The following is a 25,715-nucleotide window of genomic DNA, read 5'->3' on the forward strand; positions in this document are numbered from 1 at the left end:
GAGTTTCCGAAACGAAGCCAGCGTTAACCGTCGCCCCGCGCTCAGGCCGCGCAGAATTTTTTCTTGACATCGTGATTGCTAACTGGGGCAGCCCCCCTTTCCGCCGACTTGGGCGAAAGACAGTGCGGGGCGATTTCTCTTTCAATTTCAAACGGTCACGTTCCTCACACCCCACGTAAATCGCCCAAAGAATTATCAAAATCGCGACACGCGAAATCTTTAGGCACACCCGCTTGCGAAATCGAAAACTTCGTGATTGTATAGACAACTTGAGGGCAGCAATAGAGGGTGGTCAAAAACCCCGGCTACAGAGGATTGTGTGCGTGATAACGTTCGATCAGGTCAGCAAGCATTATCGTGGCGCGACAACGGCTGTAGACAGGTTGTCGCTCACCGCGCCGACAGGAAAATTGACCATTTTCGTTGGCCCCTCAGGCTGCGGCAAGACCACATCGCTGCGCATGATCAACCAGCTGATCACGCCTTCGTCCGGGTCGATCCTTCTTGACGGCGAACCCACGGACAAGATGGACGTAGCGCTGCTGCGGCGTCGGATAGGCTACGTCATCCAGAACGCTGGTCTCTTTCCCCATCGAACGGTGGTGCAGAACATAGCGACGACAGCGCGCCTGAACGGCACCCCCAAGCAGCAGGCGCTTCGCACCGCGCACGATTTGCTGGAGCGCGTAGGACTGTCGGCTGCCTTTGCCGATCGGTATCCGTGGCAGCTATCCGGTGGACAGCAACAGCGTGTTGGCGTTGCCCGGGCTTTGGCGTCGGATCCGAAATTCATGTTGATGGACGAGCCCTTCAGTGCGGTCGATCCGGTCGTTCGCGCGCAGTTACAGGATGAATTCCTGCGTCTTCAGCGCGAAATCGGCAAAACCATCATCATGGTGACACATGATATCGACGAGGCACTGAAACTTGGGGACCAGGTGGCGGTGCTGCGCACCGGCGGTACGCTGGCGCAAATTGCCACGCCACAGGAGTTGCTTGCGCGGCCGGCGGATGAATTCGTCGCAGACTTCATCGGCCGCGATCGCGGCTACCGGATCCTCGGTTTCGCCGAGTTCAAGGAAGGCATTTCTCTCGGCAAGGAGCCGACGGCGCCCCTCGGCACCAGTCCCGAGTCACTCCGTCAGATTGCCACAGACCGTTGGGTCCTGATAACCGACGCCGCAAATCGTCCGCTCGGCTGGGTGGACGTTGAAAGCACCGGAAATACCGTGCGCGAAGGCGACCTTAATCTCAGCGGGACCCTTGCTGTCGAGGGAAGCAGCCTGCGCCACGTCCTCGACGCGGCGCTCAGCTCACCTTCAGGCCGGGGCGTTATTGTGAGGCCGTCCGGCGAACTCGTTGGCACTGTGACCTTGCCTGATGTTGTGGCCGCGATTGAGGCCGCGCGCAACGGCCGTCAGGGGACGAGGTCATGAGGTTCGACTGGTTATACCGCGAATCCGGCCGCATCGCCGAACTGTTCGCCTGGCACGTATGGCTTTCCGTCATCCCCGTTGTGATCGGACTTATCCTGGCGCTGCCCCTCGGATGGCTCGCGCAGCGGGCAGGTCTTTTTCGCTCCGCAATGCTCGGCGCAGCCGGGCTGCTTTACACCATTCCTTCGCTGGCGCTGTTCGTCCTTCTGCCGCTCGTGTTGGGTACACGCATCCTCGATCCTCTGAACGTCGTCGTCGCACTGACGATCTATGCGCTGGCTCTTCTGGTGCGAACCGTCAGCGACGGACTGGAGTCGGTGTCGCCGGATGTTGTCCAGGCCGCAAATGCCATGGGGTATCGCCCCATGCATCGTCTGCTCCTCGTCGAGCTTCCCCTCGCCGTTCCCGTGATTGCAGCGGGCCTGCGCGTAGCCGTGGTTTCGAATGTCAGCATCGTCTCGGTCGCGGCGCTCGTGGGGACACCCCAGCTCGGCCTGCTTTTCACACAGGGACTGCAACTGCGCTTTCTGACACCGATCATTGCAGGCATTATCCTGTGTATTGTTCTGGCGGTCCTTCTGGATGGCATTGTGCTTTTCATCGCGCGTCGTCTCACACCGTGGCAGGCTGGAGGTGCTGAAAGATGATCGACTGGTTTTCAAACCCGGCACACTGGACCGGCAATGACGGTGTCTTCGCGCTTATTGTGCAGCACCTGGTGTATAGTTCCATCGCCCTCTTTTTTGCGTGCCTGATCGGCCTGCCGGTCGGCCTCTATGTCGGCCACACCGGCCGTGGCGTTTTCCTGATTGCCGGTCTCGCCAATGCCTTACGTGCACTTCCGAGCCTTGGCCTGATCGTTCTGCTGGTAATCCTGTTCGGACCCGTCTTTGCGTCAGACATGGCCTTTATTCTCCCCAGCATCGTCGTTCTGGTGCTTCTGGCGGTGCCGCCCATCATGAACGGCACATATGCCGGCGTGGCGGCGGTTGAGCCGGCCGCGGTTGATGCGGCGCGCGGCATGGGCAAACGCCCGCTCGACATTCTCTTCGACGTGGAACTGCCATGCGCACTGCCGCTGATCTTTTCCGGTCTGCGTAGCGCGACATTGCAAATCATTTCAACCGCAACGATCGCCGCTTACGTGTCACTCGGCGGACTGGGCCGCTTGATCATCGATGGGCGGGCGCAAAACGACTATTATCAGATGGCAGCGGGCGCCGTGCTTGTTGGCGCTCTGGCGCTGGCCGTCGACCTGACGATAGGCATCATCTCGAAGCTGACGATCTCACCCGGACTGTCGCGCCGCCATTAGGCGCGACATGCCTGAAAGACCGACGCATTTTCACCCAGGTAAAAAACAAGAGGAGCAGCTGCATGGCATTCAGGATTTTAAAAGCCGCTGGCGCATTGGCCTTCATGGCGCTTTCGGCGACCACATCGTTCGGCCAGACCGACCCGCTGGGCGCGGCCCCGGCGGCGCGAACGGACACCTCGACCATCATCGTCGGCTCTGCCGACTTCCCCGAAAGCCAGCTTCTGGCGACCATCTACGCCAAGGCGCTTGCTGCAAAGGGCATCAAGGTGGAGACGAAACTCAGCATCGGCAGCCGTGAGGTCTACATCCCCGCCCTGCTCGACGGCTCGATCGATCTCCTGCCCGAATATGCGGGTGCGACGCTGAGCTATCTCGACAAAAACGCCACGGCGCATGCACCGGCGGACGTGGCGGCTGCGCTCAAGGCCGCTCTGCCAAAGGGCGTGTCGATGCTGACGCCATCTGAAGCACAGGACTCGGACGGCGTCGCCGTGACACGCGCAACCGCCGAGAAATACAAGCTGAAGACAATTGCCGATCTGGCACCGGTCGCCTCAGAATTGGTGCTCGGCGGTCCGCCGGAATGGAAAACCCGTAAAGAAGGCATCATCGGCCTCAAGGACATTTACGGCCTGGAGTTCAAGTCCTTCAAGTCGCTCGATGTCGGCGGTCCCTTGACGCTGTCTGCGCTGGTGAACGATCAGGTACAGGCGGCAAACCTTTTCTCGACGGATCCCGCCATTGCCGCCAATGATCTCATCATTCTTGAAGATGTGAAGAACCTCTTCCCGGCACAGAACATCGTCCCGGTTATCGCGACGCCAAAAGTCAGCGATGTCGTAACAACGACGCTCAACGCCGTATCCGCAGCCTTGACCACCAAGGATCTCATCGTCATGAACGGTCGACTGGCCAATCATGACAGCTTCGACGTCGTCGCCGAAGAGTGGCTCACGGCCCACAAGTTGAACTGACCATCATTTGCGGGTATGGCACACCCATACCCGCATACATGCATTTCCCTATGTCAGACGCCGAGATTTCGGGCTGTGACGACCAAGCGACTTGGAACCCATGCACACGGTAAAGAAACAGGTCGAAAATCGGCAGGATGAAGCGGCAATTTCCCCGCCGCTTTACGTCAAACTCAAGGACTACGTTCGCAGCCGCGTCGAAACGGGCGAATGGTCGATCGGCCAGCGTGTACCATCGGAGAATGAACTGGTGGACATGCTCGGTGTCAGCCGCATGACCGCCAACCGGGCGCTGCGCGAACTCGCGGACGAAGGATTTCTGGTTCGTGTCCGAGGCAAAGGCTCGTTCGTTGCAAGTAAAAAGCGAACGTCCCAATTCCAAAGTGTTCCCAATATTGCCGACGAGATCAACCAGAATGGCGGCATTCATACGGCAAAGATCGTTCTGCTTCGCATGGAGACATGCGATGCCGAACTCGCCGAAGCGCTCTCTGTCGATGTGGGCGCGACGGTTGCTCATTCGATTATCGTCCACGCGGAAGATTCCGTCCCGATGCAGATCGAAGATCGTTTCGTAAACCACGGGATCGTCCCGGATTACGTCAATCAGGACTTCAGCACCAGAACGCCGAACGGCTATCTCACCGCCGTGGCACCGATCATCAGGGCTGAACAACATATCGAGGCCGTGACGGCGCAGCCTTGGGAATGCAAGCTTTTGGCGATCTCCAAAGCAGAGCCCTGCCTTCTGGTGCGACGCCGGACATGGTCTGACGTTGGCGTCATCTCGTCGGTGCGCCTGCTCTATCCCGGAAGCCGCTACCGCCTGTACAGCACCTGATACACAGGCAGGCGTACAAACCGGATCAGTCAATGGCAACACAATGTCGTCGTCTTCCGTCTAGACGGCGTTCCTCGAGGAGAACCTCATGACGGTCATGCTGGACAAGGCCCTGAGCTGGCACGATGTCGCCCTTGTGAGCCAAGGCGATCATCTCGTCCTTTCGGACGAAGCCTACCGGCGGATCGAAAGGGCAAGCCGAATTGTCGACGGCATCGTTGAAAACGGTATCCGTGCCTATGGCGTCAACACAGGTGTTGGCGCTCTGGCTGACACGGTGGTCGATCGCGCTGCCCAGGGAAAGCTTTCCCGCAGTATCGTTCTCAGTCACGCCTGCGGCGTCGGCCCATTGCTTGGCCGTCACGAGGTACGCGCAATCATTGCCTCACAAATAGCCAACTTCGCCCATGGTTACTCCGGTGTCCGCAGGGAGATCGTTGCCCATCTGACGAGGTTCCTGGAATGCGACTGTATCCCTGATGTGCCCTCAAAAGGGTCAGCCGGATATTTGATACATAATGCCCATATTGCGCTCGTGTTGATTGGCGAAGGCAGGGCAAAGCTCGGTGGCAAATCATTCAGCGGTCGGGACGCTTTGGCGGAAATGGGCCTTCAACCGCTCGTTCTTGGCGCCAAGGAAGGTTTGAGCCTTGTCAATGGCACGTCATGTGCGACGGGCCTCTCCAGTGTCGCTCTGGCACGCGCAGCACGGCTGCTTGATTGGGCGGATGCTATTGCCGCGCTGACGCTGGAAGCGGTCGGTTGCCAGATGTCGGCCTTCGAAGAAGCCGTGCTCTCGCTACGCTCCTCACCGGGCATGGCAACGGTGGGAAAAGCCCTCAGGACGCGTCTTGAAGGCAGCGGTCTCATCGAAGCGTCGCTTGGCAAGCGTACACAGGATGCCCTCAGCCTGCGCGCCATTCCCCACGCGCATGGCGCGGCACGCGATGTGTTCGATAGCTGCGCGACCATCATCGACCGAGAACTGGCCTCCGTGACAGACAATCCGGCGCTCGCCGGGTCACCGGAAGAGCCCATCGTATGGTCGCAGGCTCACGCGGTGGCCCCGGCCCTTGGACAGGCAGCCGATAGTCTTGCCATCGCACTCTCCCAGATCGCGGCGATGAGCGAACGGCGGATTGACAGGCTCGTCAACCCTCTGGTGAGCGGGCTTCCTCCATTTCTCGCTTCCGATCCCGGCAGCCATTCCGGTTTCATGATCGCGCAATATACCGCAGCTGCGCTGTCCAACGAAAACCGGCGCCTTGCGGCGCCCGCTTCCACCGATGGCGGGCTGACCTCCGCTCTGCAAGAAGACTTCCTGGCCCATCCAACCGCCGCCGCCAACAAGCTCCTCGCAATTATCGAAAATGCCGAATATATCCTGTCGATAGAATGGATGGCGGCGACACAGGCGCATGATTTCATTCAATCCGTTGCGGCAAGGGCGCCCGGTACCGACGCGCTCTACGGCCTGCTCCGCACCCATGTCGCCCCTTACTCAGATGACCGGCCGCCCTCGGCGGACATCGAGGCTATCCGATCCCTTATGTCGCAAAACACGCCGCCAAACTGATATCAGGCGGCGCTACAGACACATGCAAAACCGATTGACGGCCACACTGTTTCCAGCTACTCCGTCACATCGCGAGTTTAATATCCATACCCTTAGCGCGGATGAAGGGCAGGCCTCTGCGCCGCGCGGTCCAGCCGACAACGTGAAGGCCTGCTGCTGCCGGCTCATATCGTTGGGCAATCATCCAGGATTTGCAATCAATCGCGGCAATATCGGCATCACCGTGGGCAACGGCAATCACCGAAGCGCGGTGCGAGCCAGTCTCAACCAGTTCTTGGAACAGATCGAGGCCTTGACCGGCCGCCTGTAAATCGCGTTTGAGGCTGAGATAACCGGACAGGGACCGGTGCTCATTAAACGCCAGCCTTTTCTCACTGAAAAATCCGAGCGGCAGAAATGCCTCGCCTTCCTCGGACGGGGCGACATCGTCGCCGCCGTCACCAATGCGGGCGATGAGGGCACTTGAGTAAAATGCACCCGCGCCGCCTGTGATCCCGTCATAATTGCCCTGACCGATGACCTCGACGTGTTCTTCGAGGCCAAGCTCCATAGGACCCCAGCATGTCTGGGAAACGAGAAGGTTTGGATGGCGCCACAAGACTGCGAGATCGAGGGAGAAAGGATCAAGCGTGGCAGGATCCGGAGCGATGACGGATCCTGCCTCATCACGAATGCCACCGGGAACGGGCGGCATATCTGAGTTGCGCCGGACAAGGCGCTCGGGAGCATCGATGCCTTGCGCAAGAAATCTTACGCGCATTCCCGCCCACACGGCATCGGTCTCAGCACGCAATTCCGGCCAGTCATACATCGGCAGCGCCGCTATCAAGGTCACGTCGAGGCGTCCGATCTCAAGGAATTATCGGGCATCACGTAGGCTACGAAATCAGTTGGCACATAGGTCACGGCCGTTGTTGCGGGAACTAATTCGGGCCGTCCCAATACGGGATGCACTACCGGCTCTTTCGCACGGAATGCAAAAGCGCGGAAAACCTCGAAGTAATTGGCAAAAACATAGCCCTCGTTCATCGTCTGCCATTCGGCGCGTCTGGCTTTATAAAGCGATGGCAGCTTATACCACGCCGCAGTCGGCAGCTTGTGATGCACGAAATGCAGGTTGTTGTAGAGAAACAGGGGGGCCAGAACGGAGTTCTCGACGATGATCGTCCGCCCGTCCGGCCGCTCGGCCCACTGGTGCTCACAATAGGAGCGGATGGCGATGATGGAAATGCCGAGATAGGCAGCGACACCGATATATTGCCAGAGCGGAATACCGAACAGCAGGGATATGGCCAGCAACGTGGGAATGAGACCAGCCATATGCAGAAGCCAGGCATAGATGACCCGCCGGTCACCTTTGGCGATCTTTCGCCACTCCGATATCGTGAATCCGACGACCATCAGCGGCGGACCGATCAGAAGGCGTCCAATCAGCGTGTTGTTCCATCCGAGCAATGTCTTTAAAAATCCAGGCAAAGTCTCCCAGTCGCCCATGGCGCGGTAATAGCTTTCCGGGTCATCGAACGGGTCCGTCAGCCGCTCATCCGCATGGTGCTGCAGATGTGTCCGCTTGTAGCTGCGGTAGGGATAGAAAATCCCGAGCGGGGCAAACACCAGCGCTTCATTGAGCCTTGCGTTGCGGGTCGGATGCCCATGCAGCACCTCGTGCTGAAGTGATGAATGCAACGCGACAGCGATGCCCATCAAGACAAGCGCTGCAAACGGATAAAGCGGATAGAGGGCGTAACCAGCGCCGGCCCAGAGACCATAACAGACGATCAGCAATCCTATCGTCGGCCACTCGATCCTGAGCGACTTCGGGCGAGGCCGGCTTACTGCGTTGGATTCACTGGCAATGTCACTCATAATATCCCTCGATTAGAATGTAATGAGAGATTTTCACCCCAGGGCGCGGTACACAACGGGATTATGGTTACCAACCGTTGATTTTGATCACAAAAAGTAGAATATGGTGATAATTGTAAACAACGAGGTGAAAAGTGGACAAGCGCGCGCTTTCCAACCTGTTTCGCATCAGGCTGACGGAGCTGGTTTCCCGCTCCGGATTAAGTCATTCGGCCTTTGCAGCCGAGATCGGGATCGACCGATCGGCTCTCTCGCAACTTCTATCAAGCGATTCGGCGCGGCTGCCGCGCGTTGAAACGCTTCTGAATATTGCCGAACGTCATTCCGTTTCACTGGACTGGCTGCTTGGCATTTCGCACGATCCGGGGCTGATGGGCGAACTGCGCCCGAGCTTCGAGATAGAGGAAGGTGGCGAAGACTACACCGACACCCTCCTGATGAAGTGGCATGCAGAGGCCGCGGGCTCCAAGATACGCTACGTGCCGGCCCGTATTCCCGACCTGCTCCGCACGCCACAGATCATCGCATTCGAGGCGAGATCCGCGCATCAAAGCGTCAAGGCGCAAGCAAGCGAAACGGCATTCAGGCTCGATTACAATCGTCAACCGGGCACGGACATGGAAGTGTGTATGCCACGCGAGACACTTGAGGCCTTTGCCCAGGGGAGCGGCATGTGGCGGGGACTGAAAAGGGAGATACGTGCCGAGCAGCTTCAGTACATGTCAAACCTGATCATTGAACTCTATCCGTCGTTCAGATTGTTCCTGTTCAATGAGAAAGAACGGTTTTCCGTGCCCTATACGATTTTCGGATCGCAACGCGCCGCGATTTTCGTCGGCGGCATGTATCTCGTGCTGAACAATGCTGAATCCATCCGAAAGATGCAGCGGCACTTCGATGAGTTGATCCGCTTCACGCGTGTTCACGCGCACCAGACTGCCGACTTCGTCAGAACGCTCGAAGTTTCGTGAAGCGAGCCCTCGGCATCCGCCGTCCAGAAATCATCCGACACAAGGCCTGCAACGCCATCTAAATCCGGACTGAGCCGCCGCGTCGTTCACGCTATGCCCGCCTTTGGGGTCATCCTCACACACTCCGGCTGCTTCCGCCGTTCCGGGGCTCTTCCTGTTCCCACAATACCGGGCGCGTCATCCGCCTCAGTGAGATCGCCATGTTCGCGGACAACAATGGTGACGGTTGCCTGATGCCCACGCGGCGCGACCGGAACTTTCGTTGGTGGCGAAGGTTGGGGCAGGACAATATTGCTTCACACCTCAAAGGGAGAATGAAATGGGCACCGATCGCGAGGAATGGATTTCGAAGCGCGCTTACGAACTGTGGGAGCAGGCCGGTCGTCCGGAAGGACAGGACGAAGAGCAGTGGCATACCGCAAGTGCCGAGTGGGAAAGTGAATTCGGTCCGGTCGACGCCCCGGTTCCGGACGGCGCAGCGGAGGAAAACCTGTCACCGCAAACGTAACAGAAGCTCGATTTCACCACAAAACTGCCAGACTGTTTAGGAGCGGCGCAACGTCCTGAACAGTCGCTAATCTCCGGGGCGATAATACCAGCGCCCGCCGGTCTTTGTCTGTTCCGGCCGACATCGGATAACTCACTCGCGAAACCGAATGGCCCATGCCTCTGGCTGCAAGATTGTCGCCATACGGGAGGGAACGTTCCTGACGCATTTGTGTTTCTCATGCGACGAAAACACCGCGTCTCCACTCACCCGCAAGATCCCACCCGTTTTCCAGAGGCATCCATGATCAGCAGAAACTCCCGTATTCTCGCCGGTGACCACCGTCAACTCGGCGCGACTGTGGACCGAGATGGCGTGAATTTCGCGCTGTTCAGCGCCCATGCGGAGCGGGTGGAACTCTGCCTGTTTTCAAGCGATGGGACCGCGGAGATCGAACGCCTCGAGCTTCCGGAATACACCAACGAGGTCTGGCACGGCTATGTACCGGGCCTGAAAGAAGGCGCACTTTACGGTTACCGCGTTTACGGCCCGTTCGAACCCGAAAGCGGGCACCGGTTCAACCCTAACAAGCTTCTGCTCGATCCCTATGCGCGCGAAGTCGTGGGCGACATAGAGTGGGGGCAGCCGCAATTTGCTTACGTGACAGACAGTCCGGACAAGGACTTGTCCTTCGACGACACTGACAGCGCGCCGTTTGTGCCAAAGGCTCGCGTGGTCGCCAGGTCCGACGCGCCAAGGGGTCAACAGCGCCCCGACGTTCCCTGGTCGAAGACAATATTTTATGAGACCCACGTCAAGGGTTTCACGCAGCTTCACCCCGCTGTTCCGGAAGCTCTCCGAGGCACATTTGAGGGCCTTGGGGAGAAAGAGATTGTCGACTACGTCAAGAGTCTGGGGGTGACCTCCATTGAACTGCTTCCGGTACACTGGTTTCCGGACGACGCCCATTTGCTGGAAAAAGGTCTGAAAAACTATTGGGGATATAATACGCTTGCCTTCTTTGCTCCGGCGAACCGCTACATGGGTCCGCGGGGCATCCAGGGCTTTCGGGACATGGTTCGCGCTTTTCATGGTGCCGGGATCGAGGTCATCCTGGACGTCGTCTACAATCACACCGCCGAAGGCAATGAGATGGGACCAACCCTCTCTTTCAGAGGCATCGACAACTTCTCCTATTATCGCACAATGCCGGACGAGCCGCGCTACTACATCAACGACACCGGCACCGGAAACACGGTAAACACTTCCCACCCGCGCGTTTTGCAGATGGTTACGGACTCGTTGCGCTACTGGGCGCAGGAGATGGAGATCGACGGGTTCCGATTTGATCTCGGCACGATCCTGGGACGCGAGCCGGAAGGGTTCGACCAGCGCGGCGGGTTCTTCGATGCCGTCGGGCAGGATCCCGTGCTGTCACGTCTGAAGCTTGTTGGAGAACCATGGGACATTGGGCCGGGCGGCTATCAAGTCGGTGGGTTTCCGCCAGGCTGGGCAGAGTGGAACGACAAGTACCGCGATACCGTGCGGGATTACTGGAGAAACAGGGATGGCACGACCAGGGATTTCGCGGCCCGTATCCTCGGCTCCGGCGATGTTTATGACTTGCGCGGCCGTCGTCCCTGGTCCGGCGTAAATTTCCTGACAGCGCATGACGGCTTCACGCTCAACGACCTCGTTTCATACAACGACAAGCACAATGAGGCGAACGGCGAGGATAACAAGGACGGTCATGGCGACAACCGAAGCTTTAATTTTGGCGTGGAAGGGCCATCCGATGACGAGGGAGTGATTACTCTCCGCGACCGTCAGAAGCGAAATTTTCTTGCGACGCTTTTTCTTTCTCATGGAACACCGATGCTTCTGGCTGGCGACGAGTTTGGCCGCAGCCAGATGGGCAACAACAATGCCTACTGCCAGGATAACGAACTGAGCTGGGTGCATTGGGAGGATCTACCCGCAAGCGCCGCACAACTGCGCGATTTCGCCTGCAGATTGATTTCGCTGCGTCACGAACATTCGATTTTGAGGCGCGACGACTGGCGCGACGGAATGGTCATAACGTGGTACAACCCGGCGGCCAGCGAGCAGACCCGGGAGCAATGGGATGATCCCGGCGCCACCACCATCGGGCTGCGTGTTGGCCGCGATCACGATGAGGAAGAAGGTTGGGATGATATCCTCATCCTGTTCAATCCCCATGACGGGTCCGTTCCATTCGCTCTTCCGGAGGTGAGCGGAGGATGGGTGGAAGTCCTCACGACAGTCGATCCCGAAGCGACTGACCGAAAAATCGAAGCCGCCGAATATGTCCTGATCGACCGTAGCCTCGTGCTATTGCGTGCGGGAAAACAACCTTAAAGCGGAATAAGAGCGCTTCGCAGGATAGTATCCTGTTCGGGGCCGCGCCGGCCCACCGGGACCGCAGGTCGGAGGAGAACCAGAACGACGCAGCGGTGCTCCAAAAATGTCAAGGCCGGAGCACCGTAGCGGCTGGCCTGACAAAACTCTTGCGCCCCCGCTTGAAACCCATGACCGGCTCGCCCAACCCGCCGAAGACCTCGGTCTCGTCTTCGCCTTCCATTACGAGGATGTCGGCCATCGCGCCGACAACCAGCCCGTAACCGTCGATCCGCATCAGCCGGGCTGCATCCTCCGAGACGAGATCCAGGCAGGCCGCGAAATCCTCCGGCCCGAGATGCATCACATTGGCGTAGAGATTGGCCATGCGCAGAAGTGAACAGTCGCCAAAGGGCGTGAACGGGTTGAGTATGTTGTTGCTGGCGATCGATGCCGTGACACCCCGATCCTTGAGGATATGCACGGGTGCTATGCCTCGCACGGCGCGAAAACCGGCTTCCCGACCGTTCAGATAGAGATCGGTCGAAGGCAGCGCCGTTACCGCGACGCCCGCTTGGGACAACCGCGCGACCCGACGTTCAAATATTGCTTCGTTCATGGTTGCAAGCTTGGTCACGTGGCCGACAGCCACCCGCCCGCCCCAACCGGCCTTTTCCGTCCGATCGCAAATCTCCTCAAGATGCCCCCAGCTTGGATCGAGGTCAAAGTCCAGATGGAAATCCAGGTCCACGTCATGTCGCGCGGCCAAGGCGAAAAGCCGTTCCATCTGGCCGGACGGATCGCTGTCGGTATAGGGGCAGCCGCCGAGAAGGTCCGCACCTTCGACAAGCGCCTGTTCGAGCAATTCCTCCGTGCCCGGATCATTGGTCAGCCCTTCCTGCGGAAACACGCAGATGGAAAGATCGAGTGCAAAAGCATAATCCTGTCTCAACCGCTTCATCGCCTCGAAACTGCGCAAGCCCGCCCGCGGATCAACCTCCACATGGGTGCGCATGTGCATCGTACCCTTGCCAATTGCCATCTCTATCGTCCGGGCTCCGCGGGCATAGACGTCCTCGACCGTATAGTCCCGCTTCAGACGGGCAACCGCGGCAATCGCGCCCTTCAGCCCGCCTCCTGCATCGCTGCAACGGCACAAGAGGCACGACTTGTCGAGATGAACATGGGTATCGACGAAACCCGGCAGCACCAGCCTCCCACCGACTGCCTCATCCTTCCGGCCTGCTCCCGTCGCGATCTGACCAATAGCGGCAATGCGGCCATTGGTGACGCCTATATTGTCAATCGGCGTCGTAACGGGACCCCTTATCGGCTCCCAAAAGGGACCCCTGCCTCTAGTTGCATCGGGTCAGCGCGCGTAGGCCCGGGGCTCTCCATTTAGCGCAAGGGCCTGCGGGCGCGGGTTGTTTGTCTTTTCGGCTTTAGCTTTGAGAGCGGTTTTTAAAGCGCCAGGATTCGTTCCCGGTTTCCACGATCTCGCAATGGTGGGTGAGCCTGTCGAGCAGAGCGGCGGTCATCTTGGCGTCGCCGAATACGGCCGGCCACTCGCCGAAGGCCAGGTTCGTCGTGACGATGATGGACGTCCGCTCGTAGAGCCTGCTGATGAGGTGGAAGAGGAGCTGGCCGCCCGCCTGGGCAAATGGGAGATAGCCCAGTTCGTCCATGATGACGAAGTCGAGCCTGGTGATGAAGTCGGCCAGCCGTCCCTGTTTGCCGCTACGTGCCTCCGTCTCGAGCCGATTGACGAGGTCGACGACGTTGAAGAAGCGGCCGCGTGCGCCATTGCGGATCAGAGCACGAGCAAGGGCGATGGACAGGTGAGACTTTCCCGTGCCGGTTCCGCCGACCAGAACGATATTGTGCTGCTCGGCGAGGAAGGCCCCGGTTGCGAGTTGGCGCACCAGGCCTTCGTTGACCGGCGTGTCGGTGAAGTCGAAGTCGTCGATGTCCTTGGCCAGCGGCAGCTTGGCGACGGTGATCTGGTATTTGATGGAGCGCGCTTGCTTCTCGGCGATCTCCGACTGAAGCAGGTCACCGACGATGCGCGGCGGTTCGTGCTGTCGCTTGATGCCGGAGGCCATGATCTCGTCATAGGCGCTACGCATGCCGAACAGCTTCAGCGTGCCCATCATGTCGAGGATTTGGGATCGTTCCATATCAGCTTGCCCTCCTCAGGCTGTCGTAACGGGCGCAGTCGGCCAGAGGCTCATGGGTCAGGCGAAGCGCATCGGGGATGGAAAGGATGGCGGCCGGCTGCGGATCACGCTTGCGGGCCAGAATGTTGATGATGACGGCGGCCGAGAACACGCCCTGATCGATCGCCTCCTGGCAGGCCGCTTCGACGGCGGGGAGCCCGTCCAGGCCCACGCATTCGAGGATCGACACCATCTGCCGGTCGCCGTCATGCATTGCCTTCAGCCGGCGGCGCACCTTCTCCATGGCGGCGGGCAAAACCCAGTCGTGGAACGGCGCACCGTTGCGCAGTGCTCCCGGTTTGCGGGTCAGGACCGGCACGTAATGCCAGGGATTATAGATCGTCTCGCCACGGCCGAAGCAGCGATCGTGTTGGCCGATTTCCACGCCATCCTGCCGGATGACGATGCGATCTGCATAGGCATGTATCTCGGCAGGGCGGCCGACTGCCGTAGACAGTACCGAGTATTTGTTGTTGTCGAAACGCACGAGGCAGGTCTTGCCGATCGAGGCCTGCACAGCGTGGAAGCCGTCGAATTTGCCGGGATAGCCGACCAGGTGCGGCCGCTCCGCATCGAACACCTCCCAGATCGTGCGCTCCGTCTGATCGACGTGCTTATGAGCGCGGGCGTAACTGATGCACTTGTCCAGCAACCAGCCATTCAGTTCATCGTAGGATTTGAAGCGCAGTCGCGGCGTGAAGAAGCGTTCGCGCACCAGATTGACCTGGTTCTCGACCTGGCCTTTCTCCCACCCCGACGCCGGCGTGCAGGCCACCGGTTCGATCAGGTAATGGCTGCACATCTGTAGGAAGCGGCGATTGTATTGCCGTTCCTTGCCGACGAAGACCGTCTCCACCGCGGTCTTCATATTATCATAGATGCCGCGCGTGCAGGCCCCGCCGAAGAAAGCGAACGCCCTGTCATGGGCGTCGAAGACCATCTCTTGCGTCTCGCGCGGATAGGCTCTCACATACATCATCCGGCTGTGGCAGAGCCGGATATGCGCAACCTTCACCGTCGTCGTCACGCCGTTCAGCACGACAATCTCGTGGCTCCAGTCGAACTGGTAGGCCTCGCCCGGCGCGTAATAGAGCGGCACATAGGCTTGCGCCGTCACGGACCCGCGCTCCTTCGCCCATGTTCGGGCGTAACGCCGGACTGTGTCGTAACCGCCCTCGTAGCCGAGGTCGCGCAAGTCCTCGAATATCCGGATCAGTGTCAGCCGTTCGCGAGAAGATTTGGCCTCATTGGCGAGGAGCATTCCATCGAGCTGACCGCGCCAGGGGCCGAGCTTCGGCTGAGGTTGACGGGTCCGTTCGTATTTGAACTCCGTCTCATCGGTGCGCAAAACCTTCCGCACCACTTTCCGCGATATGCCCAACTCCCGGCAGATCGCCTTGATCGACTTGCCCTGAACATGGGCTAGCCGCCGTATCTTCAGAATTGTTTCCACAATAAGCATCCGAACAAAAAGCCTCCGATGAAACCGGAGGCTGTTGTAACCCCATTGCAAATGGGGGTCCCGTTTGGACGCCGATCACCCCATGTGCGGGGTCCTTATTCCATGCCTAATCACAGCTTGACCTGTGGAGATATCTCGGTGGTCCTTGGGCAAGCGAGGCCACCGTGCCGTTCACCGATTGATACGCTGCGACGAAGATTTCCGATTGTCTCAAACCACAAAGGGCGCGGACGTTTCAGGCTGCCGCGATCAGACGCGTTGCCGGCCGGGTGGCGGAAAGCTGAGGGCCGAGCGCGAGACGTGCCGCCTCATAGGCGTGCCATAGCTCGATATCCCTGAGCGCGGGAATGGTGCTGGTTTCCCCCTGATCGAGCCCGGCCAACGCGGCATCGACCATATCCTCGGCCTGCATGACGATCTCGTTGGGAAGATGTTCGACCGGCAGGCCTCCGATTGCCCAGAAGTCGGTGCGGGTGGCACCGGGCAGGACGGCCTGCGCCCGGATGCCACGGTCCGCGAGTTCGTGATTGAGCGATGTGGTAAACGCCTGCACAAAAGCCTTGGTACCACCGTAAACGCCGTTGAGCAGTTCTGGCGCAACCGCAACGATCGAAGCGATATTGATCACCGTGCCGCCGCCGCGCGCCACCAGGCCTGGCACTGCCGCGTATGTCAGGCGCATCAAAGCGGTCACGTTGAGCCGGATCATGGCTTCCATGCGATCGACATCGCTTTCCAGCAGCGTCGTGTGGGTGCCGATACCGGCGTTGTTGACCAGCGCCGTGATGTTGGCGTCTTCACGCAGCACTTTTTCAACGCGGGCAAGATCGGCCGTATCGCCCAGATCGGCGGCAAGCACTTCAACCACACGACCCGTCTTGTTCGATATCTCAGAGGCGAGCGACTGCAGCTTGTCCCCGTTTCGGGCTACAAGGATCAGGTCATAACCGCGCGCGGCTAGACGGTCAGCGTAGATTGCGCCGATGCCGGTTGAGGCGCCGGTGATGAGTGCAGTTCCCTTTGTGGTCATTGATCTGTTCCTTGTTCGGGGGAAAGCGCCATCGCTTTCGACACGGACGTTATGGACCAAATGACATTTGTCCGATATGACGTATAAACTACGTTTTTAAGACACAGAATAGGAGGAACGGGTGCCTCATATTTCCATGGTGCTAACGCCGGGTTTCCAGTTTCTCGCGCTGGGCGTCCAGGCTGCTTTCGAGTTGGCCAATGTGTTGAAGGATGAAACCTATTATACGCTCTCGATCACCTCGGTCGAAGGTGGCCCTGTCATGTCGTCTAGCGGTTTTTCCGTACCGACCACAAAACTCGATGAGGTGGGACAGGTGGATACACTGCTTCTTCTGGCAGGCCTCATTCCGCCTCCGCAGCAGGATGAAGCAACACTTGCCACCTTGCGCGCAATGGCCAGGGCATCGCGGCGGGTCGCAGGGCTCTGCACCGGATCGTTTCTGCTTGGGCAAATGGGATTTCTCGACGGACGGCGCGCAACCACCCACTGGTCCTATGCGCAGGAGATGCGCAGGTCCTTCCCAAAGGTGCGCGTTGAAGACGATCGCATCTTCATCAACGAGGGACCGGTCTGGACATCGGCCGGCCTGACCGCCGGCCTGGATCTCGCAGTGGCACTGATTGAAAAAGATCTGGGACGCGATGTGGCAGGCGCGATAGCCCGAAGACTTGTAATGCATCATCGCCGGGCCGGCGGTCAGTCGCAACATTCTGAATTGCTCCAACTTGCACCCAGCAGTGACCGCATCCAGAAGACGCTGATCCATGCAAAGACACATCTTGCCAACCCTTTGACCGTCGAGGAACTGGCTGAGGTCGCGGCACTCTCGCCCCGCCAGTTCAGCCGTGCGTTTCATGCCGCAACCGGCCAGACACCCGCCAAGGCCGTGGAGCAAATCCGCCTTGAGGCAGCTCGCCTGATGATCGAGGAGACCCGGCACCCGATGGATCAGATCGCGCGCGAAAGTGGTTTCGTCGATCTTCGGCGCATGCGCGATGCCTTCATGCGGCAGTATGGACAACCGCCGCAAACCATCAGGCGGCTTGCAAGGACCGCCTGATTAATAGTCTGAAGAGAGATAAGTGCCCTTTCCCCCCGGGTGAGACCCCGGACGCTTTAGAGCCGAGTTCAATAACCGGTCATTTCCAGGTAGCCTCGTCCCGAGGCCGTTCCCGTAAATTCGACTGGTCCCTCCCAGTAAGGGGTCGAGGTCGCCATCCATGCCTGCTCGTTCAGCGCCGTCGTTTTGATGTCGAGACCCCGGCTTGGAATCTTCAGGTTCCATTCCACCGGAACCGCCTTGCCGTTCACCGTTGCGGTCCGCAAGGGCGAAATCTGTATCTCCCGGGGATCGACCGGCGAGGTCGTGCCATCGGCCGAAATCCAGTTGGCAGACGTATAACCTCCTTCGTCATCTCTCAGCCTGAACGCCATCATCTTTTCGCCGGATGCGAGGTGGAGGGAAAACCAGTCCCATCCCGTCTGATTGGAAGCGAGGGGCTGGGATGACCACTCACGATCGAGCCAGGCTTTGCCTGTCACCTGCAGGACCCGGCCCTCAAGAACGACGTTGCCGCTGACCTCGTAGAAGGGCTGGGAATAATAATAGCTGGCCTGCCCGGCGGCTGATTTGACCGAAAAGCCCCTGTCCCCCTGAAGAACCAACGGGCCGTTCGCCTGAAGTTTGAGCTGATAATGAAAGCCTTTGCCGCTGGCGTTCAAATCAATTTTATCGAGAGGGTCGGCATGTCCGGTCACTGCCGTCTTCATCTCCCAATTATCTATCCACGCCTTAAAAGGAGCGACCCCGACACCCCCCTGTCCAATGCCGCCGCGCGCCAGTCTTTCGGCAACATAATGGCGGCTGGCGGTTGTCACGGCGGCGTGACCCAGCCAGATCTGCGGATCCGCCCATCCTGCGCTCTCGCCGGGCTGGAGCGCCGAACGAAAAAGCGTCCATTGAGCCCCTAGCTGCTCGCCATCGGCGGTCTGGAGATTTGCGGTGACGTACCACCATTCGATCCTGAAGTCCGGATGCGGCCCATGCTCCCGTGGAAAAACCAGCGGCACCCCTCGTCGTGGAACGCTGAAGCCTTCCGCATTCGACCCCAGTCCGGCGAAACCCTGCGCTACCGATGCCGCCGGCGCGAGAAGACAACAAACGAAAAAAAGACGAATGATGGGCCTAGCGTTCATTGGCAAATATCCTGAGAAGGTCCGTGGGTGTCGTTTTCGCCAATCGCCGAACCGGGATCAAAACCGACATGATGGCGGCCACGAGGGCGACAAGGCCCAGTTTCAGCCATTCCATCGGGAAGAGGATCATCGGCAGCCGCCATCCGAACGCTTCCACATTGATGATCACGAGGAGAACCCAGGCCAAAGCAAGCCCGACGGGAATGGCGGCCACGAAAGTTATGAACCACAAAGCGAGTGTGCGGATAAACTCCAGCCACGCCAGATCACGACGGCGAAGTCCGAGCGCCCAGACGGGGGCCAGTTGCGGCAACCGGAGTGAGGCGAGCGTCAAGAGGCTTGAAAACATCGCAAAACCGGCAACGCCGAGCGTCAGGACGTTCAGGGCGCCCGTCACCGCAAAGGTCTGCTCGAAAATGGCTGCGGATTGCCGCTTAAGAGATGCCTGGTCAACGATATTGGCTTCCGGCAGGCCGAATTCGTCCATCAGGCTGCGTCGGAAATCCGCCACCTCCTCCGGCGCAAGGCGAAGGCCATATCGCAGTTTTTCGACATCCGGATAGTGCTCAACAAGAGCATCAATGCCGACAATCACCTGTCCGGACGGATTGCCGTAATCCGAAAATACGCCGACGACGGTAGCGCTCCAGCCACCTGGCAATTGGATTTTCTGGCCAGGTGAAGCCTTGCCGGTCCGCCACAACTGCTCATTGACGATTGCGCCCCGGCCGCTCGCAATTTCATCCCAGGTCGTGGGCGAGCGAAGGATCAACGGCCAATGATCCCTGTAGGTAGGATCATCGGCGACACCAAAAATCTGGACCTGTTCGCCTGAGACGTCACCACGGCTGCTCCAGATGGGCAGAACCGCGCGTGTATGTTGAGGAAACCACTGGCGTAGCTTCTCGGCTTCCGTCTCGTCTCGCGCTGTCACGTAAACCTCTGCTGCAAGTCGCTGATCGAGCCAACCCAGAAATGTCTCTCGAAAGCTCGAGACCATCGTGCCGACGCCGATATTGGCCGATAGCGCAAGCAGCAATGCCATCAAAGCAAGGGAGAGCCCGGGCAATTGCTGACGCGTATCTGCAAAGAACCATCGCACCAGTATGTGTCGGGAAACGTGTTCGCCTGTCTTCATGGCAAAGGAGAGAAATGGAGGAAGAATAAACGCCGCGCCGAGCAGGAGCGCGGCCAGAACCGCAAATCCGGATAGGAGCCCACTGCCAGTCCAGACAAGCAGGCCGGACAGCACGATCAGAAATGTGCCGATTGTTGCCTGTAGCACCAGCCCCCTGACCGATGCCATTGTCCATGCCCGGCTATGCGCTGCGGACAATATCGGCATCCGCCAGACACGCCATAGATGTTGCAGCGAGGAAAGCCACGTCCCGATCAGCGCCATGCCTAGACCAGCCAGCCACCATTCAGGCCTGATGGAAAGTGAGCCTGAAACGCTCGCCCCGTAAAGCCCACTGAGCGTCGCGGCAACCCCTGGCAGAAGTGCAGAAGCGATGACATAGCCGAGAACGACGCCAAAGGCGCCGGACAAGAGGGCAAAAAGCGTAATTTCAAAAACGAGCATCACCGTGAGTGAGCTGAGCGAGATGCCGAGCGATCTCAAGGTTCTGAAAGTGCCTCGCCTCTGCTCGAATGACAGACCGGTTGCGGAATAGGCGATAAACAGACCAACGACAAAAGCAAGGAAGCCTAATGCCGTGAGGTTGAGATGAAAACTGTCGGTGAGCCGCGCAACATCCGATCGCCCGCCCGCTTCTCTTATTGTCAGGTCCGGTGCGGCAACCGCGATTGCCTGACGATCCACTGCTTGTGAGGGTGAAATGACGATCCGGCTGAGATCTCCTTTGGGTTCGAGGATGCGGGCAGCAGTGGAAATGTCGACGAAAGCCGCCCCGTCGGGAATATTGGCCGTCGGTCTGACGGCAAGACCCGCCGTATCCTTTAAGGCGCTGGCCGTCGCCGGTGAGACGATCATAACGCCGGGCGCCGTCATGAAGTCTATAAGGCCGGATCGGTCCGAAGGGGGAAGTACCGATCCATCCGAGGGCATCGTCAACGGGTCAATCCCGATCAGCCTGATACGCGTCGTCCCGAACCGGTGTTGACCTTCGATGACCGGAGAGACATCCAAGCCGGCCCGGCGAAGTCTGGCGTAGGTTTCCAAGGCTATCATGCCGCCGTCTTTGGCGACCAGCTGATCCAGCTGGTTTTGAGACAATAGCGAGGCCGCCCTGTCATAGCTGGCACGCGCTTCGGAATTGATGGCCTGTACGGCAGACCATAGCGCTGTCGCGAGCGCCACGCCCATGACGAGCATCAAGAATTGCAGTGGTCTGTAGCGCCAGTGCGAGAGCAGCGCACTGAAGGCGGTCGCGTTCATTGCGACACCTTTCCGCCGCTGAGGGCAATGCGCCGATCGAGTTTTGCGGCGAGCCGGCTGGAATGGGTGACGAGCAGAAGCGCGATTTTCGCTGACGTCGTCAGTCGCAGCATGATGTCGATAACGATATCTGCGGTGTTCTCGTCGAGATTGCCGGTCGGTTCGTCGGCAAGGATCAGCGGCGGCCGGGCCGCAAGCGTCCTTGCGATCGCAACCCGCTGCTGTTGCCCTCCCGAGAGCTGCTCGGGATAACGGTCGAGGAGCGCCGCAATTCCCAGGGCTTCGACCAGTGTCTTTTCCCACGTCCGATCAAAACGGCCCGCGAGCTTTGCGTGGAAAGAGACATTGGAGCCGACATCGAGGCTCGGAATCAGATTGAACTGCTGAAAAATCAAACCGACGTCATGCCGGCGAAATATTGCGCGGTCTCTGTCGTTAAGATCGGTGATCGTACGGCCGTTCACCATGATGGTGCCGCTGTCGGGCAGATCAAGGCCGCCAACAAGATGCAGGAGCGTGCTTTTCCCGCTGCCGGATTCTCCCGTCAATGCAAGGCTCTCTCCCGCGTCAACGCTCAGATCAACGCCATTGAGAACCGGTATCGTCCCTTCGGCGGTCTGATAGGTCTTTCTGAGGCCGGAAATTGATAGGATCATGGGAGCTTTGGTCTCTAACTGATCTTATATGATCGGATGTGGTCACAGATTTCAACCAAGCTGACCCGACGATGTTCCCTTGGCGCGAGACAGAAGCCGGCCCCGATTTTGTCTACCAATACGATGTCCACCACTTCCACGGGTATTTGGAATCAATACCAAGTCGGATAAGCCTGTTTGCGGATGTGGTTGCGATTTGCTGCGGATCATTCGAGGTTTGAGGTGACGGACGAATTTTCTGCTGAACTTGATGACTTGCATCGCACTACCTTCGACTACTTCTGGTCCGGCAGCCATCGCGAGAGCGGACTTCCCAGGGACCGCATGGGATCAGATGGTCAGCCGATTCACGAAATCACATCCATATCGGGGGTGGGGTTCGGATTTCTTGCGCTCATTGTCGGCGTTCACCGGTCCTGGATTACGCGGCAGGAGGCGATCGATCGGGCGAACCTTATGCTGCGATCTCTCGGGGCGGTGAAGCGATTTCACGGCGCTTTTCCGCATTTTGTCCACAGCTCCGGCGGAAAGACAATTCCATTTGCGAAGTTCGATGACGGCGGCGATCTCGTTGAGACTGCACTTCTGGTTCAGGCACTGATCTGCGCCCGCGAGTTCTTTGACGAGCCGACATCGACGGAAATGGATCTGCGCCGGTCGGTTACCGACATCGTGGAGGCAGTGGAGTGGAACTGGTTTACACAGGGAAAGCCCGGCCCTCTCTACTGGCATTGGAGCCCCCGCTTCGGCTGGGCGAAGAACCTGCCGATTGCGGGATGGAACGAGGCTCTGGTCACTTACGTTCTTGCGGCAGGATCGGCCGCGCATGCAATAAACCCGGTCTCCTACCACTCCGGCTGGGCGCGCGATGGCGAGATCAGAAACGACGCGAGATATCTTGGCGTCAGGCTGCCGCTCGGCGAGCCGTATGGAGGTCCGCTCTTCCTGTCGCAATATTCATTCTGCACTCTCGATCCGCGCGGTTTGGGTGATGCCTATTGCAGTGATTATCTCGAGCAGGTCCATGCCCATAGCCTCATCAACTATCGGTATTGCAGCACCCGTTATGCGCCGGAAGACGGATGGGGTCTATCGGCCTGCGACGGGCCGAAGGGGTATGCCGTCAATTCTCCAACCGATGACCATGGCATCATTGCCACGACGGCTGCGCTCTCCAGCATGCCGTTCCTGCCGGTTCGATCGATACGGGCGGCTGTGCGCTTTCTGCAATGGCGTGGCGGCGCACTAAGGGGTCGTTTCGGCCTGATGGATTCCTTCCAGCCGTCAACCGGCTGGGTTTCAAAAACCCATCTCGCCATCGATCAGGGGCCCGTAGTTGCTATGATGGAAAACCATCGCAGCGGCCTGATCTGGGATTTATTCATGAATGCGGCGGAGATCAGCCGTGGCTTGATCAAGCTGGGCTTTCACACGGACAGGTACCGGGAAACAGATGATCTCCTGGCGTCGCGGTAACGGAGACCTGCCAGTTCCTATGATCGGCTGCAGCGGACCCCGGAAGGTAGAGTTTAATCGCTTGACGGAGGTGTTTGACGCCTCCCTTCGCCGCTCTCACGGCCCTACCACTCTATCCTGCGGCCGTCATAGGCGAAGAACTGCCCTGTCTGGGCGGGCGTAAGTCCATCTATCGTTGCCAGGAGACTTGCTGCGGAGTGTTTTGGTGAAAAGCGCTCCCGGCCCTTTGAAAAGGCCTGCGAGAGGTCAGTATCCACCGTGCCCGGATGGAGCGCCACCACGATGGACTGCGGATGGGTACGCGCGATTTCGATCGCCGCGGTTCGGATTATCTGGTTCTGGGCGGCCTTCGATGCCCTGTAGGAAATCCAGCCGCCCAGTCTGTTGTCTCCTATCGATCCGACGCGTGCGGACAGCGAGGCAAAAACGCACCGTTCCTCCCGTTTCAGAAGCGGCGCAAAATGCTTCAGCAGCAGGGCTGGTCCGATCGAATTGACAGCGAACTGTTTGGCCATTTGGGAAGGATCAATCGCCTTGATCGTCTTTTCCGGTCCGACGCCATCGATCGTCAGCGCACCCGTTGCATTAAAGACCAGATCGAACGAGCCGCGCTGATCTGACAGGCGGCTGACAGCCCCGGCGACACTCGCCTCGTCGATGATATCAAGATCACCTCCGCTGCGCGAGAGTGGCAGGGCGAGCGCGCAGCGAGGATCTGTCTGAAGGAGAGACAGCAAAGCCCCTCCTATGCCGCCGGATGCCCCTATCACGATCGCCCTGTAACCATTTGCGAGGGAATGCAGCATCGTCAGGGTCCTTTAGCGCTGAGCTGGAAACTCAAGCTTGTTGACGTCGTAACCCAGCTTGCGCGTTTCTGCGATCATTCTTTGAAGTTTGCTTTTGGAGGGCACGCTTCTGGCGTAGATCCACACGTCATCCGTGGAGGGATTGGCGCTGATGAACCACGATTTGTCCGGGGATTTATACAGGACCCAATAGTTGAAAGTGATGAGGAGAGGATAGCGAACCCGCATCTTTGCATTCGCAGAACCGAAGTCTTCTATCTTGCCGACGCCCCTGATGGTTTTCAGCCGGCCCTGCGGAGTGTCGATCCGGCAGCCGTCTTCCACCAGAACCTCGTTTGCAGCCCTACCCTGCCGGTATGTCGAATAGCCGGCGACGCAGCCGTCCGTGAGCAGCATCGGCATACGGCCAATCTCAAGCCACTTGCCGCGGTAATGATCGCTCCCAACCGGCACCGGCTTCGGGCTGGCGGCGGAAGCGGATTGCGCCGATAGCGCAACCGCAAGCGTTAGCGCTCCGATCAGCTGCTTGATACCTGTGTGCATGAACTCCTCCTGTTGATGGCGCCCATAGGTTCAGGTATCCGCCCGCCTTTGCGGCATACCCCACAGCGATGAAAGACGAACGCTGGCGGCATAGAACGCATCCGAGTCAGAAAGCGTTGCACACGCAGGCCCGTTCAGGCCATCGGCAAACCCTATTTCTCTGATGGTCCTGCGATAACGGATTTCGCCCTGATACGAGCGGCCTTTCTGTAGGCTCGAGGTGTAAGCCCCATCTCCATCCGAAAGTAACGATTGAAGTTCGACAGGTTGTTGAAGCCCGCCTCGAAACAGACATCCGTAATCGATGTCTCGGTCTCTGCAAGCAGGGTTCTCGCCCGCCATACACGCACCGAACGGCTATAGTCGGAGAAGTTCATGCCGGTCAGGCGCCGGAAGGCACGCGAAAATGCGGAGGGCTCGAAGCCGACCAGTTCTGCCACTTCCTGCATTTGCGCGGCAGGATTCGATTGCAGTATCTGGATCGCCTGATCGATCCTGCGATGTCTGCGGTCAGACACCTGATTATAAACGGATATGAAGTGTTCGCTGGCGAGCAGCCGCTTCTCGGCGGCTGTTTCGATATCCTCGAGGATTTCCAGAAAAAGGCCCAGTCCGCCGCGGTGTCCTGCCGAATGCAGCCTGAGGATCTTCGCCCCGATAGTAAACGCGTCTTCCCCCAGAACCTCGATCCCGCGTTGCGCCAGGGGTTTCAGTCGGTAGAGCACGTCAAACTCCGGACAGACCGAGCGGACGCCAATCAAGGCATCCGCGTCGAACTGCAGGACCATGTCACGGCCGGGCAAGGCCGGCGCGCCCGGTGTAATCCAGTTATGGGGAAGGTTTGTCCCCGTGAGCACCAGATGCCCCGGACGGAACGAACCGATGTAGTCTCCCACATAAGCGAAGCCGGTAGCATCAGGTATGAAGTGAATTTCCCATTCGGGATGATAGTTCCAGATGCAGATCGGGTTGGGATAGTCGTCCCGGCGGATCAGATAGGAAGCGCCTCGGGGCAAGACGATCTGCTCGCGCGTAGCGGTGAAGGTCTCAGATACTGATTGAGGAAAGTCTGATGCAATACGCATTCATCTGCTCATGTTAT

The 25,715-nt window shown here is 58.9% G+C and carries 23 protein-coding genes; 11 read left to right on the top strand and 12 right to left on the bottom strand.

The window, feature by feature from the left end; translation table 11 throughout:
* Window positions 1-383 precede the first annotated feature (383 nt).
* From EGT36_RS19365 to EGT36_RS19390, 6 genes are all read left to right on the top strand, one after another.
* On the top strand, window positions 384-1,436 hold the full coding sequence (locus EGT36_RS19365; protein ID WP_223215425.1) for an ABC transporter ATP-binding protein: 1,053 nt from the start codon (window positions 384-386) through the stop codon (window positions 1,434-1,436).
* On the top strand, window positions 1,433-2,083 hold the full coding sequence (locus EGT36_RS19370; RefSeq protein ID WP_004438137.1) for an ABC transporter permease: 651 nt from the start codon (window positions 1,433-1,435) through the stop codon (window positions 2,081-2,083). Before EGT36_RS19365 ends, EGT36_RS19370 begins: the two co-directional genes overlap by 4 nt.
* The gene (locus tag EGT36_RS19375) at window positions 2,080-2,751 is read left to right on the top strand and encodes an ABC transporter permease (RefSeq protein WP_125270872.1); all 672 of its coding nucleotides are present in this window, start codon (window positions 2,080-2,082) and stop codon (window positions 2,749-2,751) included. Before EGT36_RS19370 ends, EGT36_RS19375 begins: the two co-directional genes overlap by 4 nt.
* Before the next feature lie 62 nt (window positions 2,752-2,813).
* Window positions 2,814-3,728, top strand: coding sequence for an ABC transporter substrate-binding protein (locus EGT36_RS19380; protein WP_022563532.1), 915 nt, complete (start codon window positions 2,814-2,816; stop codon window positions 3,726-3,728).
* A gap of 100 nt (window positions 3,729-3,828) precedes the next feature.
* A complete protein-coding gene (gene hutC, locus EGT36_RS19385; RefSeq protein WP_034498429.1) occupies window positions 3,829-4,569 on the top strand; it encodes a histidine utilization transcriptional repressor HutC in 741 nt (246 codons plus the stop codon).
* Between the two features lie 88 nt (window positions 4,570-4,657).
* Entirely contained in the window at window positions 4,658-6,145 is a 1,488-nt protein-coding gene (locus tag EGT36_RS19390; RefSeq protein WP_004438133.1) for an HAL/PAL/TAL family ammonia-lyase, read from the top strand.
* Between the two features lie 64 nt (window positions 6,146-6,209).
* On the opposite strand, the gene EGT36_RS19395 is transcribed toward EGT36_RS19390, so the two are convergent.
* The gene (locus EGT36_RS19395; protein WP_125271424.1) at window positions 6,210-6,956 is read right to left on the bottom strand and encodes a phosphate/phosphite/phosphonate ABC transporter substrate-binding protein; all 747 of its coding nucleotides are present in this window, start codon (window positions 6,954-6,956) and stop codon (window positions 6,210-6,212) included.
* Window positions 6,957-6,976: 20 nt separating this feature from the next.
* Window positions 6,977-8,011 (bottom strand): fatty acid desaturase, encoded by a 1,035-nt coding sequence (locus EGT36_RS19400; RefSeq protein WP_111813489.1) that lies wholly within the window; start codon window positions 8,009-8,011, stop codon window positions 6,977-6,979.
* 134 nt (window positions 8,012-8,145) lie between these two features.
* On the opposite strand from EGT36_RS19400, the gene EGT36_RS19405 reads away from it, so the two are divergent.
* The 3 genes from EGT36_RS19405 to glgX all read left to right on the top strand — a co-directional run bounded on the left by EGT36_RS19405 (window position 8,146) and on the right by glgX (window position 11,848).
* Window positions 8,146-8,982, top strand: a complete 837-nt coding sequence (locus EGT36_RS19405; RefSeq protein WP_125270873.1) for a helix-turn-helix domain-containing protein — start codon at window positions 8,146-8,148, stop codon at window positions 8,980-8,982.
* Between the two features lie 319 nt (window positions 8,983-9,301).
* A complete protein-coding gene (locus EGT36_RS19410) occupies window positions 9,302-9,490 on the top strand; it encodes a DUF2934 domain-containing protein (protein ID WP_125270874.1) in 189 nt (62 codons plus the stop codon).
* A gap of 282 nt (window positions 9,491-9,772) precedes the next feature.
* Window positions 9,773-11,848: a glycogen debranching protein GlgX gene (glgX, locus tag EGT36_RS19415; RefSeq protein ID WP_125270875.1), complete on the top strand. Its 2,076-nt coding sequence runs from the start codon at window positions 9,773-9,775 to the stop codon at window positions 11,846-11,848.
* 109 nt (window positions 11,849-11,957) lie between these two features.
* Here glgX and EGT36_RS19420 read toward each other — a convergent pair whose 3' ends face one another.
* From EGT36_RS19420 to EGT36_RS19435, 4 genes are all read right to left on the bottom strand, one after another.
* Window positions 11,958-13,037 (bottom strand): amidohydrolase family protein, encoded by a 1,080-nt coding sequence (locus EGT36_RS19420; protein WP_286084187.1) that lies wholly within the window; start codon window positions 13,035-13,037, stop codon window positions 11,958-11,960.
* 232 nt (window positions 13,038-13,269) lie between these two features.
* Window positions 13,270-14,004 carry an IS21-like element helper ATPase IstB gene (istB, locus tag EGT36_RS19425; RefSeq protein WP_003501246.1) on the bottom strand — a complete coding sequence of 245 codons (735 nt, stop codon included), beginning with the start codon at window positions 14,002-14,004 and terminating at the stop codon, window positions 13,270-13,272.
* A gap of 1 nt (window position 14,005) precedes the next feature.
* Complete coding sequence (gene istA, locus EGT36_RS19430; RefSeq protein WP_052821263.1) at window positions 14,006-15,505, bottom strand: IS21 family transposase; 1,500 nt, start codon at window positions 15,503-15,505, stop codon at window positions 14,006-14,008.
* A gap of 235 nt (window positions 15,506-15,740) precedes the next feature.
* Window positions 15,741-16,535, bottom strand: a complete 795-nt coding sequence (locus EGT36_RS19435; RefSeq protein ID WP_112636638.1) for an SDR family NAD(P)-dependent oxidoreductase — start codon at window positions 16,533-16,535, stop codon at window positions 15,741-15,743.
* Between the two features lie 121 nt (window positions 16,536-16,656).
* Here EGT36_RS19435 and EGT36_RS19440 point away from each other — a divergent pair, with 121 nt between their 5' ends.
* The gene (locus tag EGT36_RS19440; RefSeq protein ID WP_234882088.1) at window positions 16,657-17,598 is read left to right on the top strand and encodes a GlxA family transcriptional regulator; all 942 of its coding nucleotides are present in this window, start codon (window positions 16,657-16,659) and stop codon (window positions 17,596-17,598) included.
* A 68-nt stretch (window positions 17,599-17,666) separates the two neighbouring features.
* Here the strand turns inward: EGT36_RS19440 and EGT36_RS19445 are convergent, their stop codons facing one another.
* Genes EGT36_RS19445 through EGT36_RS19455 form a run of 3 tightly spaced genes read right to left on the bottom strand, consistent with a single transcriptional unit; the run spans window position 17,667 to window position 21,788 of the window.
* Window positions 17,667-18,734 carry a lipocalin-like domain-containing protein gene (locus tag EGT36_RS19445; protein WP_112636636.1) on the bottom strand — a complete coding sequence of 356 codons (1,068 nt, stop codon included), beginning with the start codon at window positions 18,732-18,734 and terminating at the stop codon, window positions 17,667-17,669.
* Window positions 18,724-21,132, bottom strand: coding sequence for an ABC transporter permease (locus EGT36_RS19450; protein WP_125270877.1), 2,409 nt, complete (start codon window positions 21,130-21,132; stop codon window positions 18,724-18,726). The genes EGT36_RS19445 and EGT36_RS19450 overlap by 11 nt, the downstream gene beginning before the upstream one ends.
* Window positions 21,129-21,788 carry an ABC transporter ATP-binding protein gene (locus tag EGT36_RS19455; RefSeq protein WP_037090959.1) on the bottom strand — a complete coding sequence of 220 codons (660 nt, stop codon included), beginning with the start codon at window positions 21,786-21,788 and terminating at the stop codon, window positions 21,129-21,131. Before EGT36_RS19455 ends, EGT36_RS19450 begins: the two co-directional genes overlap by 4 nt.
* 324 nt (window positions 21,789-22,112) lie before the next feature.
* Between EGT36_RS19455 and EGT36_RS19460 the strand changes: the two genes are divergently transcribed.
* On the top strand, window positions 22,113-23,264 hold the full coding sequence (locus tag EGT36_RS19460; protein WP_052114219.1) for a glucoamylase family protein: 1,152 nt from the start codon (window positions 22,113-22,115) through the stop codon (window positions 23,262-23,264).
* A 104-nt stretch (window positions 23,265-23,368) separates the two neighbouring features.
* Here EGT36_RS19460 and EGT36_RS19465 read toward each other — a convergent pair whose 3' ends face one another.
* The 3 genes from EGT36_RS19465 to EGT36_RS19475 all read right to left on the bottom strand — a co-directional run bounded on the left by EGT36_RS19465 (window position 23,369) and on the right by EGT36_RS19475 (window position 25,698).
* A complete protein-coding gene (locus tag EGT36_RS19465) occupies window positions 23,369-24,070 on the bottom strand; it encodes an SDR family NAD(P)-dependent oxidoreductase (protein WP_172965677.1) in 702 nt (233 codons plus the stop codon).
* A 12-nt stretch (window positions 24,071-24,082) separates the two neighbouring features.
* Window positions 24,083-24,613 carry a lipocalin family protein gene (locus tag EGT36_RS19470; protein ID WP_112636634.1) on the bottom strand — a complete coding sequence of 177 codons (531 nt, stop codon included), beginning with the start codon at window positions 24,611-24,613 and terminating at the stop codon, window positions 24,083-24,085.
* A 152-nt stretch (window positions 24,614-24,765) separates the two neighbouring features.
* On the bottom strand, window positions 24,766-25,698 hold the full coding sequence (locus tag EGT36_RS19475) for an AraC family transcriptional regulator (protein ID WP_112636632.1): 933 nt from the start codon (window positions 25,696-25,698) through the stop codon (window positions 24,766-24,768).
* Window positions 25,699-25,715: the final 17 nt, after the last annotated feature.

The organism is Agrobacterium sp. FDAARGOS_525 (assembly GCF_003938925.1).
GTDB lineage: Bacteria > Pseudomonadota > Alphaproteobacteria > Rhizobiales > Rhizobiaceae > Agrobacterium > Agrobacterium pusense.